This window comes from uncultured Psychroserpens sp., from assembly GCF_947500255.1.
Classification (GTDB): Bacteria; Bacteroidota; Bacteroidia; order Flavobacteriales; family Flavobacteriaceae; genus Psychroserpens.
Genome location: NZ_CANMRL010000004.1, coordinates 222,288 through 238,000, shown reverse-complemented (window position 1 = coordinate 238,000; position 15,713 = coordinate 222,288). Strand labels below are relative to the sequence as shown.

At 34.2% G+C, this 15,713-nt stretch carries 15 protein-coding genes; 3 read left to right on the top strand and 12 right to left on the bottom strand.

Annotation, left to right across the window (positions count from 1 at the left end; translation table 11 throughout):
* Positions 1–34 precede the first annotated feature (34 nt).
* From Q0783_RS13210 to kynU, 4 genes are read right to left on the bottom strand one after another with little or no spacing between them, the layout of a single operon-like run.
* A complete protein-coding gene (locus Q0783_RS13210) occupies positions 35–763 on the bottom strand; it encodes a DUF6090 family protein (RefSeq protein ID WP_298895861.1) in 729 nt (242 codons plus the stop codon).
* Between the two features lie 3 nt (positions 764–766).
* A complete protein-coding gene (locus Q0783_RS13205; protein ID WP_298895859.1) occupies positions 767–1,171 on the bottom strand; it encodes a RidA family protein in 405 nt (134 codons plus the stop codon).
* A 9-nt stretch (positions 1,172–1,180) separates the two neighbouring features.
* Positions 1,181–2,581 carry an NAD(P)/FAD-dependent oxidoreductase gene (locus tag Q0783_RS13200; RefSeq protein ID WP_298895857.1) on the bottom strand — a complete coding sequence of 467 codons (1,401 nt, stop codon included), beginning with the start codon at positions 2,579–2,581 and terminating at the stop codon, positions 1,181–1,183.
* Position 2,582: 1 nt separating this feature from the next.
* Positions 2,583–3,851 (bottom strand): kynureninase, encoded by a 1,269-nt coding sequence (gene kynU, locus Q0783_RS13195; RefSeq protein ID WP_298895856.1) that lies wholly within the window; start codon positions 3,849–3,851, stop codon positions 2,583–2,585.
* 125 nt (positions 3,852–3,976) lie between these two features.
* On the opposite strand from kynU, the gene Q0783_RS13190 reads away from it, so the two are divergent.
* Complete coding sequence (locus tag Q0783_RS13190; RefSeq protein WP_298895855.1) at positions 3,977–4,396, top strand: (4Fe-4S)-binding protein; 420 nt, start codon at positions 3,977–3,979, stop codon at positions 4,394–4,396.
* A gap of 159 nt (positions 4,397–4,555) precedes the next feature.
* Here the strand turns inward: Q0783_RS13190 and Q0783_RS13185 are convergent, their stop codons facing one another.
* Entirely contained in the window at positions 4,556–5,248 is a 693-nt protein-coding gene (locus Q0783_RS13185; RefSeq protein ID WP_298895853.1) for a hypothetical protein, read from the bottom strand.
* Between the two features lie 74 nt (positions 5,249–5,322).
* Here Q0783_RS13185 and Q0783_RS13180 point away from each other — a divergent pair, with 74 nt between their 5' ends.
* Positions 5,323–6,117: a methyltransferase domain-containing protein gene (locus Q0783_RS13180; RefSeq protein WP_298895851.1), complete on the top strand. Its 795-nt coding sequence runs from the start codon at positions 5,323–5,325 to the stop codon at positions 6,115–6,117.
* Here the strand turns inward: Q0783_RS13180 and Q0783_RS13175 are convergent.
* The 4 genes from Q0783_RS13175 to Q0783_RS13160 form a co-directional block, all read right to left on the bottom strand.
* Positions 6,114–7,694 (bottom strand): T9SS type A sorting domain-containing protein, encoded by a 1,581-nt coding sequence (locus Q0783_RS13175; RefSeq protein WP_298895848.1) that lies wholly within the window; start codon positions 7,692–7,694, stop codon positions 6,114–6,116. The genes Q0783_RS13180 and Q0783_RS13175 overlap by 4 nt on opposite strands.
* A gap of 98 nt (positions 7,695–7,792) precedes the next feature.
* Entirely contained in the window at positions 7,793–8,455 is a 663-nt protein-coding gene (gene msrA, locus Q0783_RS13170; protein WP_298895846.1) for a peptide-methionine (S)-S-oxide reductase MsrA, read from the bottom strand.
* 131 nt (positions 8,456–8,586) lie between these two features.
* Entirely contained in the window at positions 8,587–9,366 is a 780-nt protein-coding gene (locus Q0783_RS13165) for a C4-type zinc ribbon domain-containing protein (protein ID WP_230936611.1), read from the bottom strand.
* 2 nt (positions 9,367–9,368) lie between these two features.
* Positions 9,369–10,463 (bottom strand): Nif3-like dinuclear metal center hexameric protein, encoded by a 1,095-nt coding sequence (locus tag Q0783_RS13160; protein WP_298895844.1) that lies wholly within the window; start codon positions 10,461–10,463, stop codon positions 9,369–9,371.
* A gap of 53 nt (positions 10,464–10,516) precedes the next feature.
* Between Q0783_RS13160 and lpxK the strand changes: the two genes are divergently transcribed.
* Complete coding sequence (lpxK, locus tag Q0783_RS13155) at positions 10,517–11,533, top strand: tetraacyldisaccharide 4'-kinase (RefSeq protein WP_298895842.1); 1,017 nt, start codon at positions 10,517–10,519, stop codon at positions 11,531–11,533.
* Here lpxK and Q0783_RS13150 read toward each other — a convergent pair.
* From Q0783_RS13150 to lipA, 3 genes are read right to left on the bottom strand one after another with little or no spacing between them, the layout of a single operon-like run.
* Complete coding sequence (locus Q0783_RS13150) at positions 11,530–13,761, bottom strand: ATP-binding protein (RefSeq protein ID WP_298895840.1); 2,232 nt, start codon at positions 13,759–13,761, stop codon at positions 11,530–11,532. The two genes, lpxK and Q0783_RS13150, sit on opposite strands and share 4 nt — an antisense overlap.
* A 51-nt stretch (positions 13,762–13,812) precedes the next feature.
* Positions 13,813–14,808 carry a type I glyceraldehyde-3-phosphate dehydrogenase gene (gene gap / locus Q0783_RS13145; RefSeq protein WP_298895838.1) on the bottom strand — a complete coding sequence of 332 codons (996 nt, stop codon included), beginning with the start codon at positions 14,806–14,808 and terminating at the stop codon, positions 13,813–13,815.
* The gene (gene lipA, locus Q0783_RS13140) at positions 14,808–15,686 is read right to left on the bottom strand and encodes a lipoyl synthase (RefSeq protein ID WP_298895836.1); all 879 of its coding nucleotides are present in this window, start codon (positions 15,684–15,686) and stop codon (positions 14,808–14,810) included. Before lipA ends, gap begins: the two co-directional genes overlap by 1 nt.
* Between the last annotated feature and the right edge of the window lie 27 nt (positions 15,687–15,713).

Here is a 15,713-nt window from a genome sequence, read left to right as displayed (position 1 = left end):
TAATTTGCTAATTCGATGACTAAAATTAAGTCTTTTATTTTGTTTGTAATGAATCAATCTCATCTTTATTTAAACGGGAACTAATTAAGGAGTCTACTTTTTTGATTTGGTTGATCGTATTATTAAACTGATATGAAATTTCACTTTCAATACTTTGTATGATTACAATATTATTTCTAAACCCTAAAGACTTTAAAGTCTCAAATGATTCTATGTTTAATGTATTAAAGTCGACGTCATCTTTCAAGGCTTCAAAGAAATTATTAATTTTTATATCAATCCCTTTTTCAGAAATAGTTTGAAGATCATATTCCATGATTTTTAGCTCAGACAGCTCCTTATTAAGTTCAGAAAAGTTATCGTCATGTAAATTGATATAGTTGATGAGATTAGTTTGTGTGAATGTATAGGATGTAGATCTAAAAATATCGGCGAGATAATTTTTTAGCTTAGATTGTTGGTTTTCTATAGAATCGCTGGCTAAGAATATATTAAAATTCTCTAAAGTTTTATCAAGATTTTCACGATACTCATAATCTGAATTTAGATCATCTAGATTTAATCGATTCTCTTCCTGTAGTTTTTGTAAGAGTACTTTTTCATTCTTCTGTGCTTTTAAATTTTCATTCCAGTTATTGATTCCTAATGCAATTAAAATACCAATAACTACAAGTAGAATTTCACCAATAGCATATTTGAGATACTTGGTTGTTTTACCTTCCGAGAGAAGTGATCTACGAATATGTCTAAAGAATTTTATCATTAATTATGACGTCTTATATGCCATCACTTTAATCTCAACGACCAAATCTGGATGTGGTAATTGATGTACTGCAACGGTTGTACGCGTTGGTCCCGTGGCTTTGTCAAAAAACTCAGCATAGGCTTTATTATAACCTGCAAAGTCATTCATATTTACTAAAAAAGAAGTGACATCTACTACATCTTTAAGTGATGCACCAACTTTAGCTAAATTCTTTTCTATGTTTTTCAATACTTCGCGTGTCTGGGTTTCAATATTGAGGCGTTTGGTGCCCATCTCATCAATAATATCTACGCCAGCAATAGTATTATCTGGTCTACGTGAACTCGTGCCTGAGACAAAAATAAAATCGCCAACTTGCTTTATATGTGGATAAGCGCCTCTTGGTGTTACTGTGTTTTCGCTCATAATATAGTTTTAATGATGAAGTGTTTTTGCTATTTTGTCTTCATCTAATATGTTTTCGGTTTCTTTTTTTACTTTTTCTAAAAGGTCTTTTAAATCATCAGAAGGTGAAATCACACCATCATCCAACATATTTAAAATGGCTTTGTCTTGTGCTCTTCCTCTAAGCATAGCCTCTCTATAACCAATATGTTCATTAAAAGTGACTAAACTATATTTTGATGAGTAGTCGTTTGGAAATTCTTTTTCCAGAGCCATTTCAATTTTACGCTTCTCTTGAAAAATGGGATTAGCCACATGATCTTTCATTTCATGAAAGTTATCAATGGCTAAATCTGCAATGGCATCTGTATCTTTTTTTCTTGTTTTTTCATAAGCTGTAAAAACAGTTTCCCAGTTACCTTCATGCTTGTCTAAAACGGTATCAAATTCCACAACATCTTCAAAAGAAGCGTTCATTCCTTGTCCGTAGAAAGGAACAATCGCATGAGCAGAATCCCCCATAAGCAAGGTGTTACCTTTATAATGCCAAGGTGCACATTTCACAGTTCCTAAAGGGGCTGTAGGATTCTCAAAGAAATCTTCAACAAGATTTGGCATGAGTTCTAGAGCATCTGGAAATTCTTTTTGGAAAAATTCGGTAACCATTTCTGCTGTCGTCAAATTATTGAAATTGTACTCGCCTTCATCATAACTTAAAAAGAGTGTCACCGTAAAGCTACCATCTAAATTAGGTAAAGCTATGACCATAAAATCACCTCTAGGCCAGATATGTAATGCATTTTTGTATGTTTTGTAATCACCAGTTTCTGTAGGCAGAATAGTGAGTTCTTTATAACCATGTGTTAAGTAATTTTGAGAAAAACTAAATAAAAACTTTCGCTCTAAATAGTAACTTCTTCGCAGTGTCGAACCAGCACCATCTGTTGCGATGATGGCATCAGCATCTTCAATAAATTCATCTTTGGTGTCATAATCTTGAAAAAGAGCTGTTGTGTTTTCAAAATCAACAGATAAACACTTTTTATTAAAATGAATGGTAACATTATCGTGTTTTTCGGCCTCGTCTAGCAATAATGCATTTAAGCCACCTCTTGAAATGGAGTTGATGTATTCGTGGTCTCGTCCGCTATAATTTGATAAAAAGGTATTGCCATCTTTGTCATGAAGCATTCGACCGTTCATTGGGATACAAAGTGCTTCTACTTTATCTTCGATACCAACCAATTTCATAGCTTTATTGCCACGATCAGAAAATGCTAAGTTGATTGAGCGTCCAGCAGAGATATCGGTTTTACGTAAATCGGGACGCATTTCATAAACAGTGACATTGTAGCCACGCTGTCCCATGCGTAAAGCGAGTAAGCTTCCGCAGAGTCCTGCACCAATAATAAGTATGTTTTGTTGTTTCATTTTAATTCAAAATCGTTTTCAAGCGTTCTACAAATAGATAAACATCTGTATAAGAATTATAAAGCGGGACAGGAGCACATCTAATAACATCAGGCTCTCTCCAATCGGTTATGATTCCGGCTTCCGTAAGCTTATTATGTAAACGTTTATCGGCATTTTTTACTTGTATTGAGAGTTGGCATCCACGTTCATCAGGATTGCTAGGGGTGATGATTTTAATATCTGAATTATTGAGTTCATTTAGCAAGAATTCGAAATAGCCTGTTAACTGTTTTGATTTTTTACAAAGTGCATCAAATCCAGCATCGGCAAACACATCTAGTGATGCTCTAATAGCAGCCATTGAAAGAATTGGCGGATTACTTAGTTGCCAACCTTCGGCACCTGGTAATTGGTCAAATTCATCACGCATTCTAAAGCGTGTTTGTTTATTATGAGACCACCAACCTGTGAAGCGGTTGAGTTCTTTATTATAGGCATGACGCTCATGAACAAACGCGCCAGATAAACTGCCTGGCCCAGAGTTTAGATATTTATAACTGCACCAAACGGCAAAATCTGCTCCAGAATTGTGAAGGTCAAGTTTTACATTTCCTGCACCATGAGCACAATCAAAACCAACAACACAACCATGTTGATGACCTAATTGAGTAATTCGTTTTAAATCAAAAAATTGTCCCGTGTAATAGTTGACACCTCCAATCATGATAAGTGCAATCTCATCACCTTGTTCTTTCAGTATGGTCTCTAGATCATCATAATTAGCTAACTCTTCGCCTTCACGCGCTTTCCAAAGAATTAAACCTTCCTTATCATCATAACCATGATGACGCAATTGTGATTCTACAGCATATTTATCGCTTGGGAAGGCATCGGCCTCTATTAATATTTTGTAGCGTTTAGGAGTTGGTTGGTAAAAACTCACCATCATAAAATGAAGATTTGCAGTTAATGAGTTCATCACTACAACTTCCAAAGGTTTGGCACCAACGATGTTCGCCATAGTTTCTGTTAGAAATTCATGATAGTGTAACCAAGGATTTTTACCTTCAGTATGACCTTCTACACCTAGGGTTGCCCAATCATCCAATTCTTGATTGATATAATTTTTTGTGATTTTAGGTTGTAATCCCAACGAATTTCCCGTCATGTAAATGAGTTCATTGCCATTGCTGTCCTTTGGCATGTGAAACTTAGTTCTATAAGATGAGAGTTGGTCATTCTGGTCTTGATGCTCAGCAAATTCAGGACCTAATTGATAATTAGACAAGGTTTTTAGTTTTATGTTGTCTAACAAAAATAAGGATTATATATCAGGAAATGAAGTGATGAAAGCGCCATTTTTAGTGAGAAAAGGAAATACTTTTTTAGTATCTTTAAAGAAATCATAATGATATGGGAAAGACAAAAGAATATAGTAATGGCGAAGTCACAATAGTTTGGAAACCAGAAGCGTGTATTCATTCAGGCATTTGTGTAAAAGGCCTAGGAGCGGTATTTCAACCTAAAGAACGACCATGGATTAAAGTTGATGCAGCATCTACCGAAGTTTTGGTGAACCAAGTGAAAGCTTGTCCTTCTGGAGCATTGAGTTATTATATGAATGACGAACAGAATAAAGAAGCCGAAACTTTAGAAACTAAAGTAGAAGTACTTGAAGATGGACCACTTTTGGTTTATGGGACATTAAAAGTAACTCATAAAGATGGAAGTAAGGAGACAAAAAACAGAACGACTGCATTTTGCAGATGTGGTGCATCACGAAACAAACCTTATTGTGATGGTACACATACCAACGAAGGTTTTAAAGGTTAATTAAAAGTAAAAAGCGCTTCAACTAAATTTAGTTGAAGCGCTTTGAATATATATGGACGCTAACGCGGAATATTATACTTTATATACGTCCATTAGTCGTGAGTTGGATGTTGTCATTACGACAATTAATCAACTTTAATATTTTTTTAAGACTTTCTGTTACTTAATCTTAATGTTTGAAAAGTAGAGATTGAAGTTTCCATCAGCCATTTTATGATCTTTTGCTATTTTGATACCGTTAAAATCTTCATAGTTTTCAAAGCTAGTCGTCATTGATGGTTCTTCTTTATTTCCTTCTCTAAACACCCATTCTCTAATGATATAGTTATTATCATAAAAAATATCATAGGCATCACCAGGTGTATAACCACCTTCGTTTCCATAAGTGAGTACAATTTTATTGAGTTCGGTTTTTGAGATTGGAGCGACTTCCTTCACTGGATCTGATATGGTTGTGCCTTCGTCCCAAACCAATTGAAACGGAACCAATAACCAGTACTTGTCATTGATAAAACTTTTATCAACTTTTACAAAATTAGGGTCTAAGATAGAATCTCTTATAAACATTGTAATCGAATCCTTATTTACAGTAGAAACAACATAATTATGTTTTGGTTGCCAGGACCACCTCCTTTCAAAATGATTTTCGCCTCTATCGACATTAAACGTAAATTCAATTTGGTTAACTTTTTCCCAATTTTCAAAGCCATGAGCTTGAGCAATTTTCTCAGCTACTGTTAATTCCTTTTTTTCTTCGGAAATGGTCTCAGGAGTTGTGTTTTGGTCTTTGGTTTCAGTTTTGCATGATGCTAGTAACATACATATGCATAAGATGGTAAGTAGTCGTGTCATTTGTTTTTTTGTAAAGGTATGACAATCTTTACATTTCCGAAGTTATTATATTTTAGAGTTTCAAACCAAAGCATATGAGTAAAGATCATTTTGAAGTCAACAGAAATACTTGGAATGAAAAAGTAAAAGTTCATTCTGAAAGTGAAATGTATGATTTAGAGGCGTTCAAAAACGGTAAATCTTCATTAATGACCTATGAATTAGAAGCACTTGGAGATGTTAAAGGGAAATCATTATTGCATTTGCAATGCCATTTTGGTCAAGATACGTTGAGTTGGAGTAGGTTAGGTGCAAAGTGCGTTGGTATAGACCTAAGTGATGAAGGCATAGCGCTTGCCAAATCCTTGAATGATGAGCTAAATTTAGATGCAAAATTCACACGCTGTAATGTTTTGGATACGTCTGAGTATATCAAAGAAAAGTTTGATATTGTATTTACCTCTTATGGTGTGATAGGTTGGTTGCCCGATTTAAAGCCTTGGGGGCAAATGATAGCAGATCGATTACATAAAGGAGGTACATTTTACATAGTCGAATTTCACCCAATCGTTTGGATGTTTGACTACTTAGATGGAAAGTCAATTATGAAGTATGGTTACATGCAGGATGATGCTATTTATGAAGAATACGAAGGGACCTATGCCGATGAGGGTTCTAAAATGGTGAGTAAAGAATATGGTTGGAACCATGGATTGAGTGAAGTAATAAATGCGCTTATTGAAGCTGGATTAAAAATTGACTATTTGAATGAATACGATGAAAGCCCATATAATGTATTGCCAGACCTAGTAAAAACTAAATCTGGCAACTATGTAACAAAGGATAAACTATACCCTCTTCTTTTTGAAATTAAAGCAACTAAACTCTAGTTTTTTACAATCAATTTTGAGCCTAAAGATTGCTCATCGGTATAAAAAGTAACTAAGTAAGAGCCAGTTCTTAAGCCAGATAAGTCTATTGACGATTGTTCATTATTGATAGTGATTGTTTTTACACGTTGTCCAAGAATACTATGAACTTTTACTTCTGAAAGTTGAATAGTAGATTCGAAGTTTAAAAGTCCAGTAGTTGGATTTGGATACAATTTTACAGTAATAAATTCTTCCTCAGATACACTTAAAGCATCATTTGTTATTTCGATGTTTCTTGAGGTATTGTAGAATCTATTAGGAGAGCTCATTGCCGATGTTGGACCTACAGAATAAGTGACTGTATAGTTACCAACAGCAGAGGCAGACGTATCTATAATTCCTGTATCTTGGTCTATTACTAATCCAACAGGTGTGCTAAAGTAAATTCCGCCTGTTATACCATTTGTTAAAGAAGGAGTTGGATCAACATCAGTAATGTCATAACTAGCAGCATCATAATCAAATTCTGAAAAATTATCGTAGTGAATACTCAAGTACTCTAAAATTACATTAGCATAATCGATAGCAAAAGGGTCTAAGGTGTTAGGCATGGCATCATAAGGACTTCCTAAATCTCTAAGACGACTATTCACTTGGATCGAAATACCATCAATATTACCGCCTCCTCCAATACTTAAAGAACCTCCTGCTCCATCTCCAGAACCGTGTCTTCTGTTATTGTAATCATCTCCGTCATCATATGAATGGGCTAATGGCATAGTGTCGTCACAAGCATTGCTACCATAATTTGAATTACTTGGTACAGCTCTATAGCCAGAACTTACACCACATTCAGGATAACTTGTTTCTGGACCAGATGGATCAATACTATTATAATAGGTGCCTGGAGCATTTTGAAACAACTGTCCCAAACTATTATTTCCTCTAACTAACTCTTCGTAAGACAAGCCATTTATGTTGTTGTTAATTAAGTTATTAATTGTTGATTTGTCAATAATTGAAGTACTATTTAAATCGCTAGTGTTGAGTTCTGATGCAGTAATGTTATATCCAATTTCAATTCTAGGAACTGAGTGGTCATGACCATGCAAATCAATATAGAGGCCTTTGCCCCAATTTGCTTCGACACTAGCGCTAGCATCATTAATGAAATAGTGAAAATCACTCCAGTAAGAAGCTGCATGGCTATTTCCACATGATCCTGCACTAGGCATACCATTTGGATCCATTTTTGATCTATGAAGATTGTTTATTATAATGTGAGCATAGCCACCGGTTTGTGCATATAGTTCGTCTTGAATTCGACGTATTAACACATCTGTATTGACATCCCTATCATTGTTGCCACAAGTTCTGTCTGGTAAATTAGAGTCATCGTCAGGATAGAATACGCCACCAATGGTTTCTCCAGATTGTAGTATGCCTCCATGAGGAACAGCGATTATAATCGGTAGATTTCCTGGGATATATTCTATGTATTGATTTGGATTTGAATACATTGGTACACCAGGAGTTTGAGCATAGACTACACAAGAGAGTAATGCAAAACATAGTAGGTAAGTAATTTTTTTCATCGTAAAAGTATTTTGAGATTTGGGGTAATCTTTAAATTACTGAGTCGTCAAAATACATTTTATATCGACAAAAATCCAAATTTAATCGACGAAATACACTAATGTTCAGATTTTTCTTTCAAAACTTCTGGCATTTTTGCTTTAAATCTATTTAATCTTGGAATAGATACATTTCTAATATAGCTTTGATTAGGATGTAATTTTTCATAGTTCTGGTGGTAATCTTCTCCCACCCAAAACTTTTGAAATGGATACACTTCAGCTGCGATTTTGGCATTTAATTGTTTTGCTAAAGCAGTTTTTTTATCTTCTATTATTTTCTTTTGAGCGTCATTTTGATAAAAAATAATGGAGCGGTATTGTGACCCTCTATCTGGTCCTTGTCCATTAACTTGAGTTGGATTTTGAGACGCAAAGTATACATCGACTAAGGTTTCAAAACTAACTATTTTTGGATCGTATATAATTTCTACGGCTTCTGCATGACCAGTTCTTCCTGTATTACTGAGCTCATAGGTTGGGTTTTCGGTAAAACCTCCAGAGTACCCGCTAATAGATTCTTCAACACCTTTTACGCTCTCATAAATGGCTTCGACACACCAAAAACATCCACTGGCAAAGTATGCTCTGGCTTTTCCATCTTTTATAGGAACCTCAATGGGTTTGGCATCGATAACTGCTTGTTGTTTTTTACTAACTTGAGCATTATTTTGACAGCTAAATAATACTACAACGGCTAAGGTACTTAATAGTCTTTTCATAATGGTTTCTTTCTTTTTCAATAGGTCGAATAAATATAAGAAACCTTAAAATTTAGTTTGTGAAAGTTTTATTAAAATGACAAAGCCTTTATCTTGATAGATAAAGGCTTTGTTTTAAAGTATTGTTAGGATTAAAGTTTAGCAAACATTTTCTCCATTTTTTCTTTTTCTTCTTGAGCCAATTGCGCATCAACTAGAATTCTACCACTATGTTCATCTGTAATTACTTTTTTACGAGATGCAATTTCTACTTGAATTTGTGGTGGAATAGTAAAGAAAGATCCTCCAGAAGCTCCTCTTTCGATTGGTACAACTGCTAATCCGTTCTTCACATTGTTTCTTATACGTAAGTAAGCATTGACTAAACGCTCATCTAATTTCTTTTGGAAATCAGCAGATTTTTTAATTAATGCTTCTTCTTCTTTTTGAGTTTCTGCTAGGATAGCATCTAACTCACCACGCTTATGCTTTAAGTGTGTTTTACGATCTTTAAGACGGTCTTTTGTCTCATCGATCACTTCTTTTTTCTGCTCTATTTGAACTTTAAATTCTTTGATGTGCTTTTCAGCTAGTTGAATTTCTAATTCTTGAAATTCTACTTCTTTAGTTAAAGAATTGTATTCTCTATTATTTCTAACGTTCTTTTGTTGCTCTGTGTACTTTTTGATAAGCGCTTTGGCTTCTTCAATTAAGTTCTTTTTTGATTTAATTTGATCGTCAATTAAATCAAGATTCGTCGCTAACTTTTCAAGTCTCGTATTTAAACCTTCAACTTCATCTTCTAGGTCTTGAACCTCAAGAGGTAGCTCACCTCTAACGTTTCTTATTTCATCTACTCTAGAATCGATTAATTGTAAATCATAGAGTGCTCTTAATCTATCTTCAACAGATGCTTCAGCTTTTTTTGCCATAATTATAAATACTTTACCGGATTTGTATTCGTCGTTGATAAAACGACTGCAAAATTAGTAATTTTTTTCGAGAGATAGTCTACTAAAAAGTTTTTTGTGAACTGTTCACTCTCATAATGTCCAATATCTGCCAAAATAATGTCACTTTCGGCCGAAAAGAAATCATGGTATTTTAGATCGGCTGTAATTAAAATATCTGCTCCAGCACGTTTAGCAGCAGAGATGGCAAAGCTTCCTGAGCCACCTAAAACAGCAATCTTTTTAACTGTATCTTTTGTGATTTCAGAATGCCTAATACAGGACACATTCATTTTTTCTTTTAGAAATTCAAAAAACGAAGTTGTCGATTGTGCATTTTTGAGCTCTCCAACCATTCCCATACCAATATTTTGGTCATAATTATCTAGAGTTGCTACTTCAAAGGCAACCTCTTCATAAGGATGCTGTTCAAATAGCGTCTGTAGTAGCTTTGATTCTATGTGTTTATTAAATGTTACTGAAATTTGAATTTCCTCTTCTTCATGTAATTCACCTTTTTTTCCTAATGTAGGATTTGAAGCTTCATTTCCTCGATATGTTCCTGTGCCTTGTGCATTAAAACTACAATTGTCATAATTGCCAATATTTCCAGCACCTGCTTTAAATAGTTGAGCTCTTAAATCATTTGCATTTCCGAGAGGAACGTAGGTAGTCAATTTTTTAATTGTTCCCTTTTGCGGAATTAATATTTGCTTGTTTTCTAATCCGAGTGTATTACAAATAATGTCATTAACACCTTTGAGAGCATTATCTAGTGCAGTATGGATGGCATAAATTGCGATATCATGTTTAATGGCTTTTAAGACTGTTCGCTCAACATAGGTTTTTCCGGTAAGTGATTTCAAACCTTTAAAAATAATAGGGTGAAAGCTCACAATAAGATTACAATTGTTTTCAATAGCCTCATCTACAACAGCTTCTAAGGTGTCTAAGGTGACCAAAACTCCTGAGACTTTAGCTTTTTTGTTGCCTACTAGGAGTCCGACATTATCAAAATCTTCTGCATAAGCTAAAGGTGCTAAATTTTCTAGATAGGTTATCACATCTTGAACAATCATATTATTTATGGTGTTAAGTTTAAAAACAAATATAAAATATTAACTTCGTTCTAATGAAGCTACTCAGAAAAATACTTTTTCCTTTTATTCCTATTTATTATTTGGTGACTTGGTTACGAAACAAGTTTTATGATTTAGGCTGGTTCTCTTCAAGATCTTATGATATCCCTGTAATTTGTGTAGGTAATTTAAGTACAGGAGGTACGGGAAAAACACCAACAACAGAATATATTATTGGTTTACTAAAAGAAAAGCAATATCAATTAGCCATTTTAAGCAGAGGTTATGGGCGTAAAACTAAAGGGTTTATTTTGGCAGGTAAAAAAGCCTCTGCCGAAACTATAGGAGATGAGCCTTTTCAGTTTTATAATAAATTTAAAGGTCATGTGTCTGTTGCTGTAGATGAAAATAGACAACATGGAATTGAGGCCTTACAATCGATGGAATCACCTGAAGTAATTGTATTGGATGATGCTTTTCAACACCGCAAAGTCAAGGCAGGTTTTTATGTATTGCTGACTGCCTATGGTAATTTATACAGTGATGATATTGTGTTGCCAACGGGTAATTTAAGAGAGTCTAGGGCAGGAGCTAAGCGAGCCAATTGTATTGTGGTGACCAAATGCCCTACGTCGCTATCATTTTCGGAGAAAGAACACATCACACAGCAGTTAAGACCACTATCGCATCAGAGCGTTTATTTTAGTACGATATCTTATTCAGAATATATTTATAACGGGTCTGATCGTTTTTCACTTCAAGATTTAGTAGGAAAGACTATTACATTAGTAACAGGAATAGCACATCCTCAACCATTATTAGATTACCTTAGGTCTAAATCAATAGATTTTGAGCATTTAAAATTTAAGGATCATCATATGTTTTCTACTTCAGAAATTGAAGTGTTGAGGCAAAAGGAAATTGTTTTAACCACCGAAAAGGATTATATGAGGCTTCAAGATAGTTTTGATGCTAATACCTCACAGTTGTATTATTTGCCTATCAGTTTTCAGATAGATAAAAGTGATGCGTTTGATACGGAAATCATATCATTTATAAACTCTTTTTAGAACGAAGAGGCCGTATTTTGATTGGCTGCAAGTACTTCATAAAGTTTCTTTTCAAAATCTTCTTGCTTGAATGGTTTAGAGATAATATCATCAAACCCTGCTTCGTCAAACTCATGCATTTTGTCTTCTAGTGTTACAGCAGTTAAGGCAAAAATGGTTAACTCTTTATCAAAAGTTCTAATGATTTTGGTGGCTTCTAACCCACTAATGCCAGGCATATGGATATCCATCAAGACCACGTTATAAGTGTTTTCCTTGACTTTTTCTACAGCTGCCTCTCCATTATCTACGATATCACATTCTAGATTCATTTTATTAAGAATCTTTTTTGTGATCATTTGGTTGATCTTATTGTCTTCAACAATCAAGATTTTAATGTTACTAATGTCCAATTTGCTAATGTTTTTAGAATAGTCTTCTTTTTCGATTTTAACAGTTTCTGGAGCGTAGGTTAATGGAATCTCGAAGAAGAATGTTGTTCCTTTTCCAAGTTCACTTTTTAAGTAGATTTTTCCTTTTAATATTTCAATAAGACCTTTTACGATTGACAAACCTAGACCTGTTCCACCATATTTCCTATTGATCTGTATTGAGCCTTGGGAGAAGCTCTCAAACATATTGTCTTGTTTTTCTTTAGAGATACCAATACCATTATCTTCGATTTCAAATCGTAAGGTATAATCGTTTCCTTTATTGGCAATACTATAAACTCTAACCCAAATATCTCCATCTTTTGTGAATTTGATGGAGTTACCAATAAGGTTTATTAGAATTTGAGAAATTTTAAGGTTATCACCAATAAACGTTTCTGGTAAGTCTTTTTGGTAATCATAATGCATGATTACGTTATTATCTAATGCCGAATTATTAAGAGCAGAGCATACGTTTTCAACTTTAGTTTTAAGATTGAATAATACCGGGTCTAGCTCTACTTTATTGGCTTCGATTTTATTAATTTGGAGGATGTCATTGATAAAAGTCAATAGATAATCTCCTGAGAATTTTAACGATTTTAAATGCGGAATTTGCTTTTCACTTGGTTCCTCCTCTAACAACATGTTTGTTAAGCCTGTAACAGCATAAAGTGGAGTTCTTAACTCGTGTGTTACAGTAGACAAGAAATTAGCTTTAGTTTTTGAAGCAAGCTCGGCTTTTTTCATGGCTTCAATTAAATCATCATTTTTTTCTTGAAGCATATTGTTTGACTTCAATCTAATATTATTGTTCTTATATAAGGACAATGTCAATAGCGATAGAATAGTAATTAAAGCAATACTTAAAATGGTTGTAATCTTAGCTAAGTTACTATCAGATTCTTGATCTTCGACTTGCTTTTTTAGTTTCTGAAATTCGGCTGCGTTGTATGTGCTTATGCGTTCTGCTCTTTTTTCAGGAGATAAATTTGCACGTTCTATATTTAAGATAGAATCTGAAAATCGTACATGTTTTTGAAGGTAATTATGCGCTTGTTCGAAGTTCTTATCATTTTCATAGATAGCGCTTAAAGTAAGATAACCTTCATTAATATTCTCTACTGATTTTTCGGCTTTAGCAATTTGTAAACCTTCATCAGCAAGGGCGATACCTTGTTTGTTGTTTCCTAATTTATCTAATGCTTTTCCATTGTATATTAAAGCATTGGAGAGAATAGTATTTTGATTGTTTTTCTTTGCAGAAACAATCGTATTCTCAAATAATGACTTTGCTGTTTTATAATCTTTTAAGCTTAAATGAATTTTAGCTTGAGTAAGAGTTACTTCTGGAATTTTATTTTCTAGATCTTCTTCTTCAAAAAGTGTTTTGGCAGATTTTAAATACTCTAAAGCATCTTTATATTCTTTCTTACTGGCATGAAGCGTACCTCTAATACTGTATGTAATGGCTAGATTGACATCATCATTTAATTCTCTTTGTATTCCAGCTGCCTTAGTAAGAGATACTAATGCTTTATTGTATTCGTTGACAGTGAATTGGAGTTTTCCAATTTTAGTGTGTATAATACCCTGGCTCTTTTTATCGTCTATACTAACGGCAATATCTAATGCGCTTTCTAGATTATCTTTGGCATTAAAATAATCGCCACGTTCTCTATCTAAATCTGATTGAGTAATGGTGTTTTTAATACGCATTTTTAACACATCAATATCCTCAATATCATTAGATTGAGCAAATAGTGCGCATGAAAAACTTATTAAAAAAGCAACTATGTAATACTTAGCTTGGGACATATTTGGCCACTTTCATTTGGACAAATATAAATATTTATTCGATAAAAGACACTATTTCATCGATAAATTGCAAATTAAATCTAAAATTCTACTTGAATACCCAGTTTCATTGTCATACCAGCCAACAATTTTTATCATATTTCCTATAACAGAAGTCATTTGGGCATCAAATATACAGGAGTGCGAATTACCAACAATATCAATTGATACAATTGGGTCCTCAGTATATTGAAGAATATGTTTCAGATATGTTTTAGATGCATTTTCAAAAGCCTTATTTATGTCTTCAATAGTCACTGTTTTTTCAACGTTAAAAGTGATATCTGTTAAAGAACCATTGGCTACAGGAACTCTAATTCCGCAACCACCAATTACATCAGATAAATCAGGAAAGATCTTAGTTAGCGCTTTAGCGGCTCCAGTTGTTGTGGGAACAATTGATTGGCCAGCGGCTCTTGCTCGACGTAAATCTTTATGCGGTTGATCGTGTAAACTTTGATCTGTAGTATAGGAGTGAACCGTTGTAATATAAGCTTGCTTTACACCACAAAGTTCATGTATTACAGAAATCATTGGCGCGGCATTGTTTGTCGTGCAAGAAGCATTAGAAAGGATGAGTTCATTACCATCTACTTCATTATCATTAACACCCAAAACAACTGTTTTAATATCATCTTCAATAGGAGGAACAGATAAAATCACTCGTTTAGCACCATTATTAATATGATGCATCAAGTCAGTAGAAGTTTTAAACTTTCCTGTGGATTCAATCACAAAATCAACATCAAAAGGAGACCAATTAATAAGTTTAGGATGATTACAGTTGAGTAGTTGGATGGATCTATCATTTAAGGTAATATGATTTTGAGTATAAGAAATGTCATGAGTTGAGACCCCATGAATACTATCATATTTTAATAAGTGACTAAGTGTTCGGGCATCTGCAAGATCATTGATAGCTACAACTTGAATGTCGTCTCTGTTTTCAATAAGTCTGAACACTCTACGACCAATGCGGCCAAATCCATTAATAGCGACACGAATCATTAATTAATATGTTTTTGAGCTTTGTAAGACGATCGAACTAAGGCACTACTTTCTACATGACGAAATCCTAATTTTAAACCAATGTCTTTGTATTCGTCAAATTGATCTGGTTGAATAAATTGTTTTACAGGCAAATGTTTTTTGCTTGGCTGTAAGTACTGTCCAATAGTCACAACATCCACATCGTTTTCTCTCAAATCGTGGAGTGTTTCAATTACCTCTTCACGTGTTTCTCCTAGACCTAACATGATGCCAGATTTAGTGCGACGTTGTCCTTGTTGTTTTAAATATTTGAGCACATGCATACTTCTATCGTATTTAGCCTGTATACGAACTTCTCTTGTAAGTCGTCTTACCGTTTCAATATTATGAGATACGACTTCGGGAGCAACGTCAATAATTCTGTCGATATGTTGTTCAATACCTTGGAAATCTGGGATTAGTGTTTCAAGTGTTGTTTCTGGGTTCATACGCCTTACAGCTTTTACCGTTTCACTCCACATGATACTTCCCATATCTTTGAGGTCATCTCTATCAACACTTGTTAAAACCGCATGCTTAATACCCATAATTTTGATTGAGCGTGCTACTTTTTCAGGTTCATCCCAATCCACAGTTTCTGGTCTACCGGTTTTCACACCACAAAACCCACAAGAACGTGTACATACGTTTCCTAAGATCATAAAAGTGGCAGTGCCTTCTCCCCAACATTCACCCATATTTGGACAGCTCCCAGAGGTGCAAATTGTATTGAGTTTGTACTTGTCTACCAGTCCTCTTAACTCGGTATATTTTTTTCCAGTTGGAAGTTTAACACGAAGCCATTTCGGTTTTGGTTGATGTGTTACTACTGGTTTTGATTCGGTATTTGTATCCATCTACATTAATTAGAGACAGCAAAGATA

What these genes read in the sequence shown, in the direction of transcription:
- Q0783_RS13210 (WP_298895861.1), bottom strand. Translation starts at nt 763, where the DNA reads ATGATAAAATTCTTTAGACATATTCGTAGATCACTTCTCTCGGAAGGT.
- Q0783_RS13205 (WP_298895859.1), bottom strand. Translation starts at nt 1,171, where the DNA reads ATGAGCGAAAACACAGTAACACCAAGAGGCGCTTATCCACATATAAAG.
- Q0783_RS13200 (WP_298895857.1), bottom strand. Translation starts at nt 2,581, where the DNA reads ATGAAACAACAAAACATACTTATTATTGGTGCAGGACTCTGCGGAAGC.
- Q0783_RS13190 (WP_298895855.1), top strand. Translation starts at nt 3,977, where the DNA reads ATGGGAAAGACAAAAGAATATAGTAATGGCGAAGTCACAATAGTTTGG.
- Q0783_RS13185 (WP_298895853.1), bottom strand. Translation starts at nt 5,248, where the DNA reads ATGACACGACTACTTACCATCTTATGCATATGTATGTTACTAGCATCA.
- Q0783_RS13180 (WP_298895851.1), top strand. Translation starts at nt 5,323, where the DNA reads ATGAGTAAAGATCATTTTGAAGTCAACAGAAATACTTGGAATGAAAAA.
- Q0783_RS13175 (WP_298895848.1), bottom strand. Translation starts at nt 7,694, where the DNA reads ATGAAAAAAATTACTTACCTACTATGTTTTGCATTACTCTCTTGTGTA.
- msrA (WP_298895846.1), bottom strand. Translation starts at nt 8,455, where the DNA reads ATGAAAAGACTATTAAGTACCTTAGCCGTTGTAGTATTATTTAGCTGT.
- Q0783_RS13165 (WP_230936611.1), bottom strand. Translation starts at nt 9,366, where the DNA reads ATGGCAAAAAAAGCTGAAGCATCTGTTGAAGATAGATTAAGAGCACTC.
- Q0783_RS13160 (WP_298895844.1), bottom strand. Translation starts at nt 10,463, where the DNA reads ATGATTGTTCAAGATGTGATAACCTATCTAGAAAATTTAGCACCTTTA.
- lpxK (WP_298895842.1), top strand. Translation starts at nt 10,517, where the DNA reads ATGAAGCTACTCAGAAAAATACTTTTTCCTTTTATTCCTATTTATTAT.
- Q0783_RS13150 (WP_298895840.1), bottom strand. Translation starts at nt 13,761, where the DNA reads ATGTCCCAAGCTAAGTATTACATAGTTGCTTTTTTAATAAGTTTTTCA.
- gap (WP_298895838.1), bottom strand. Translation starts at nt 14,808, where the DNA reads ATGATTCGTGTCGCTATTAATGGATTTGGCCGCATTGGTCGTAGAGTG.
- lipA (WP_298895836.1), bottom strand. Translation starts at nt 15,686, where the DNA reads ATGGATACAAATACCGAATCAAAACCAGTAGTAACACATCAACCAAAA.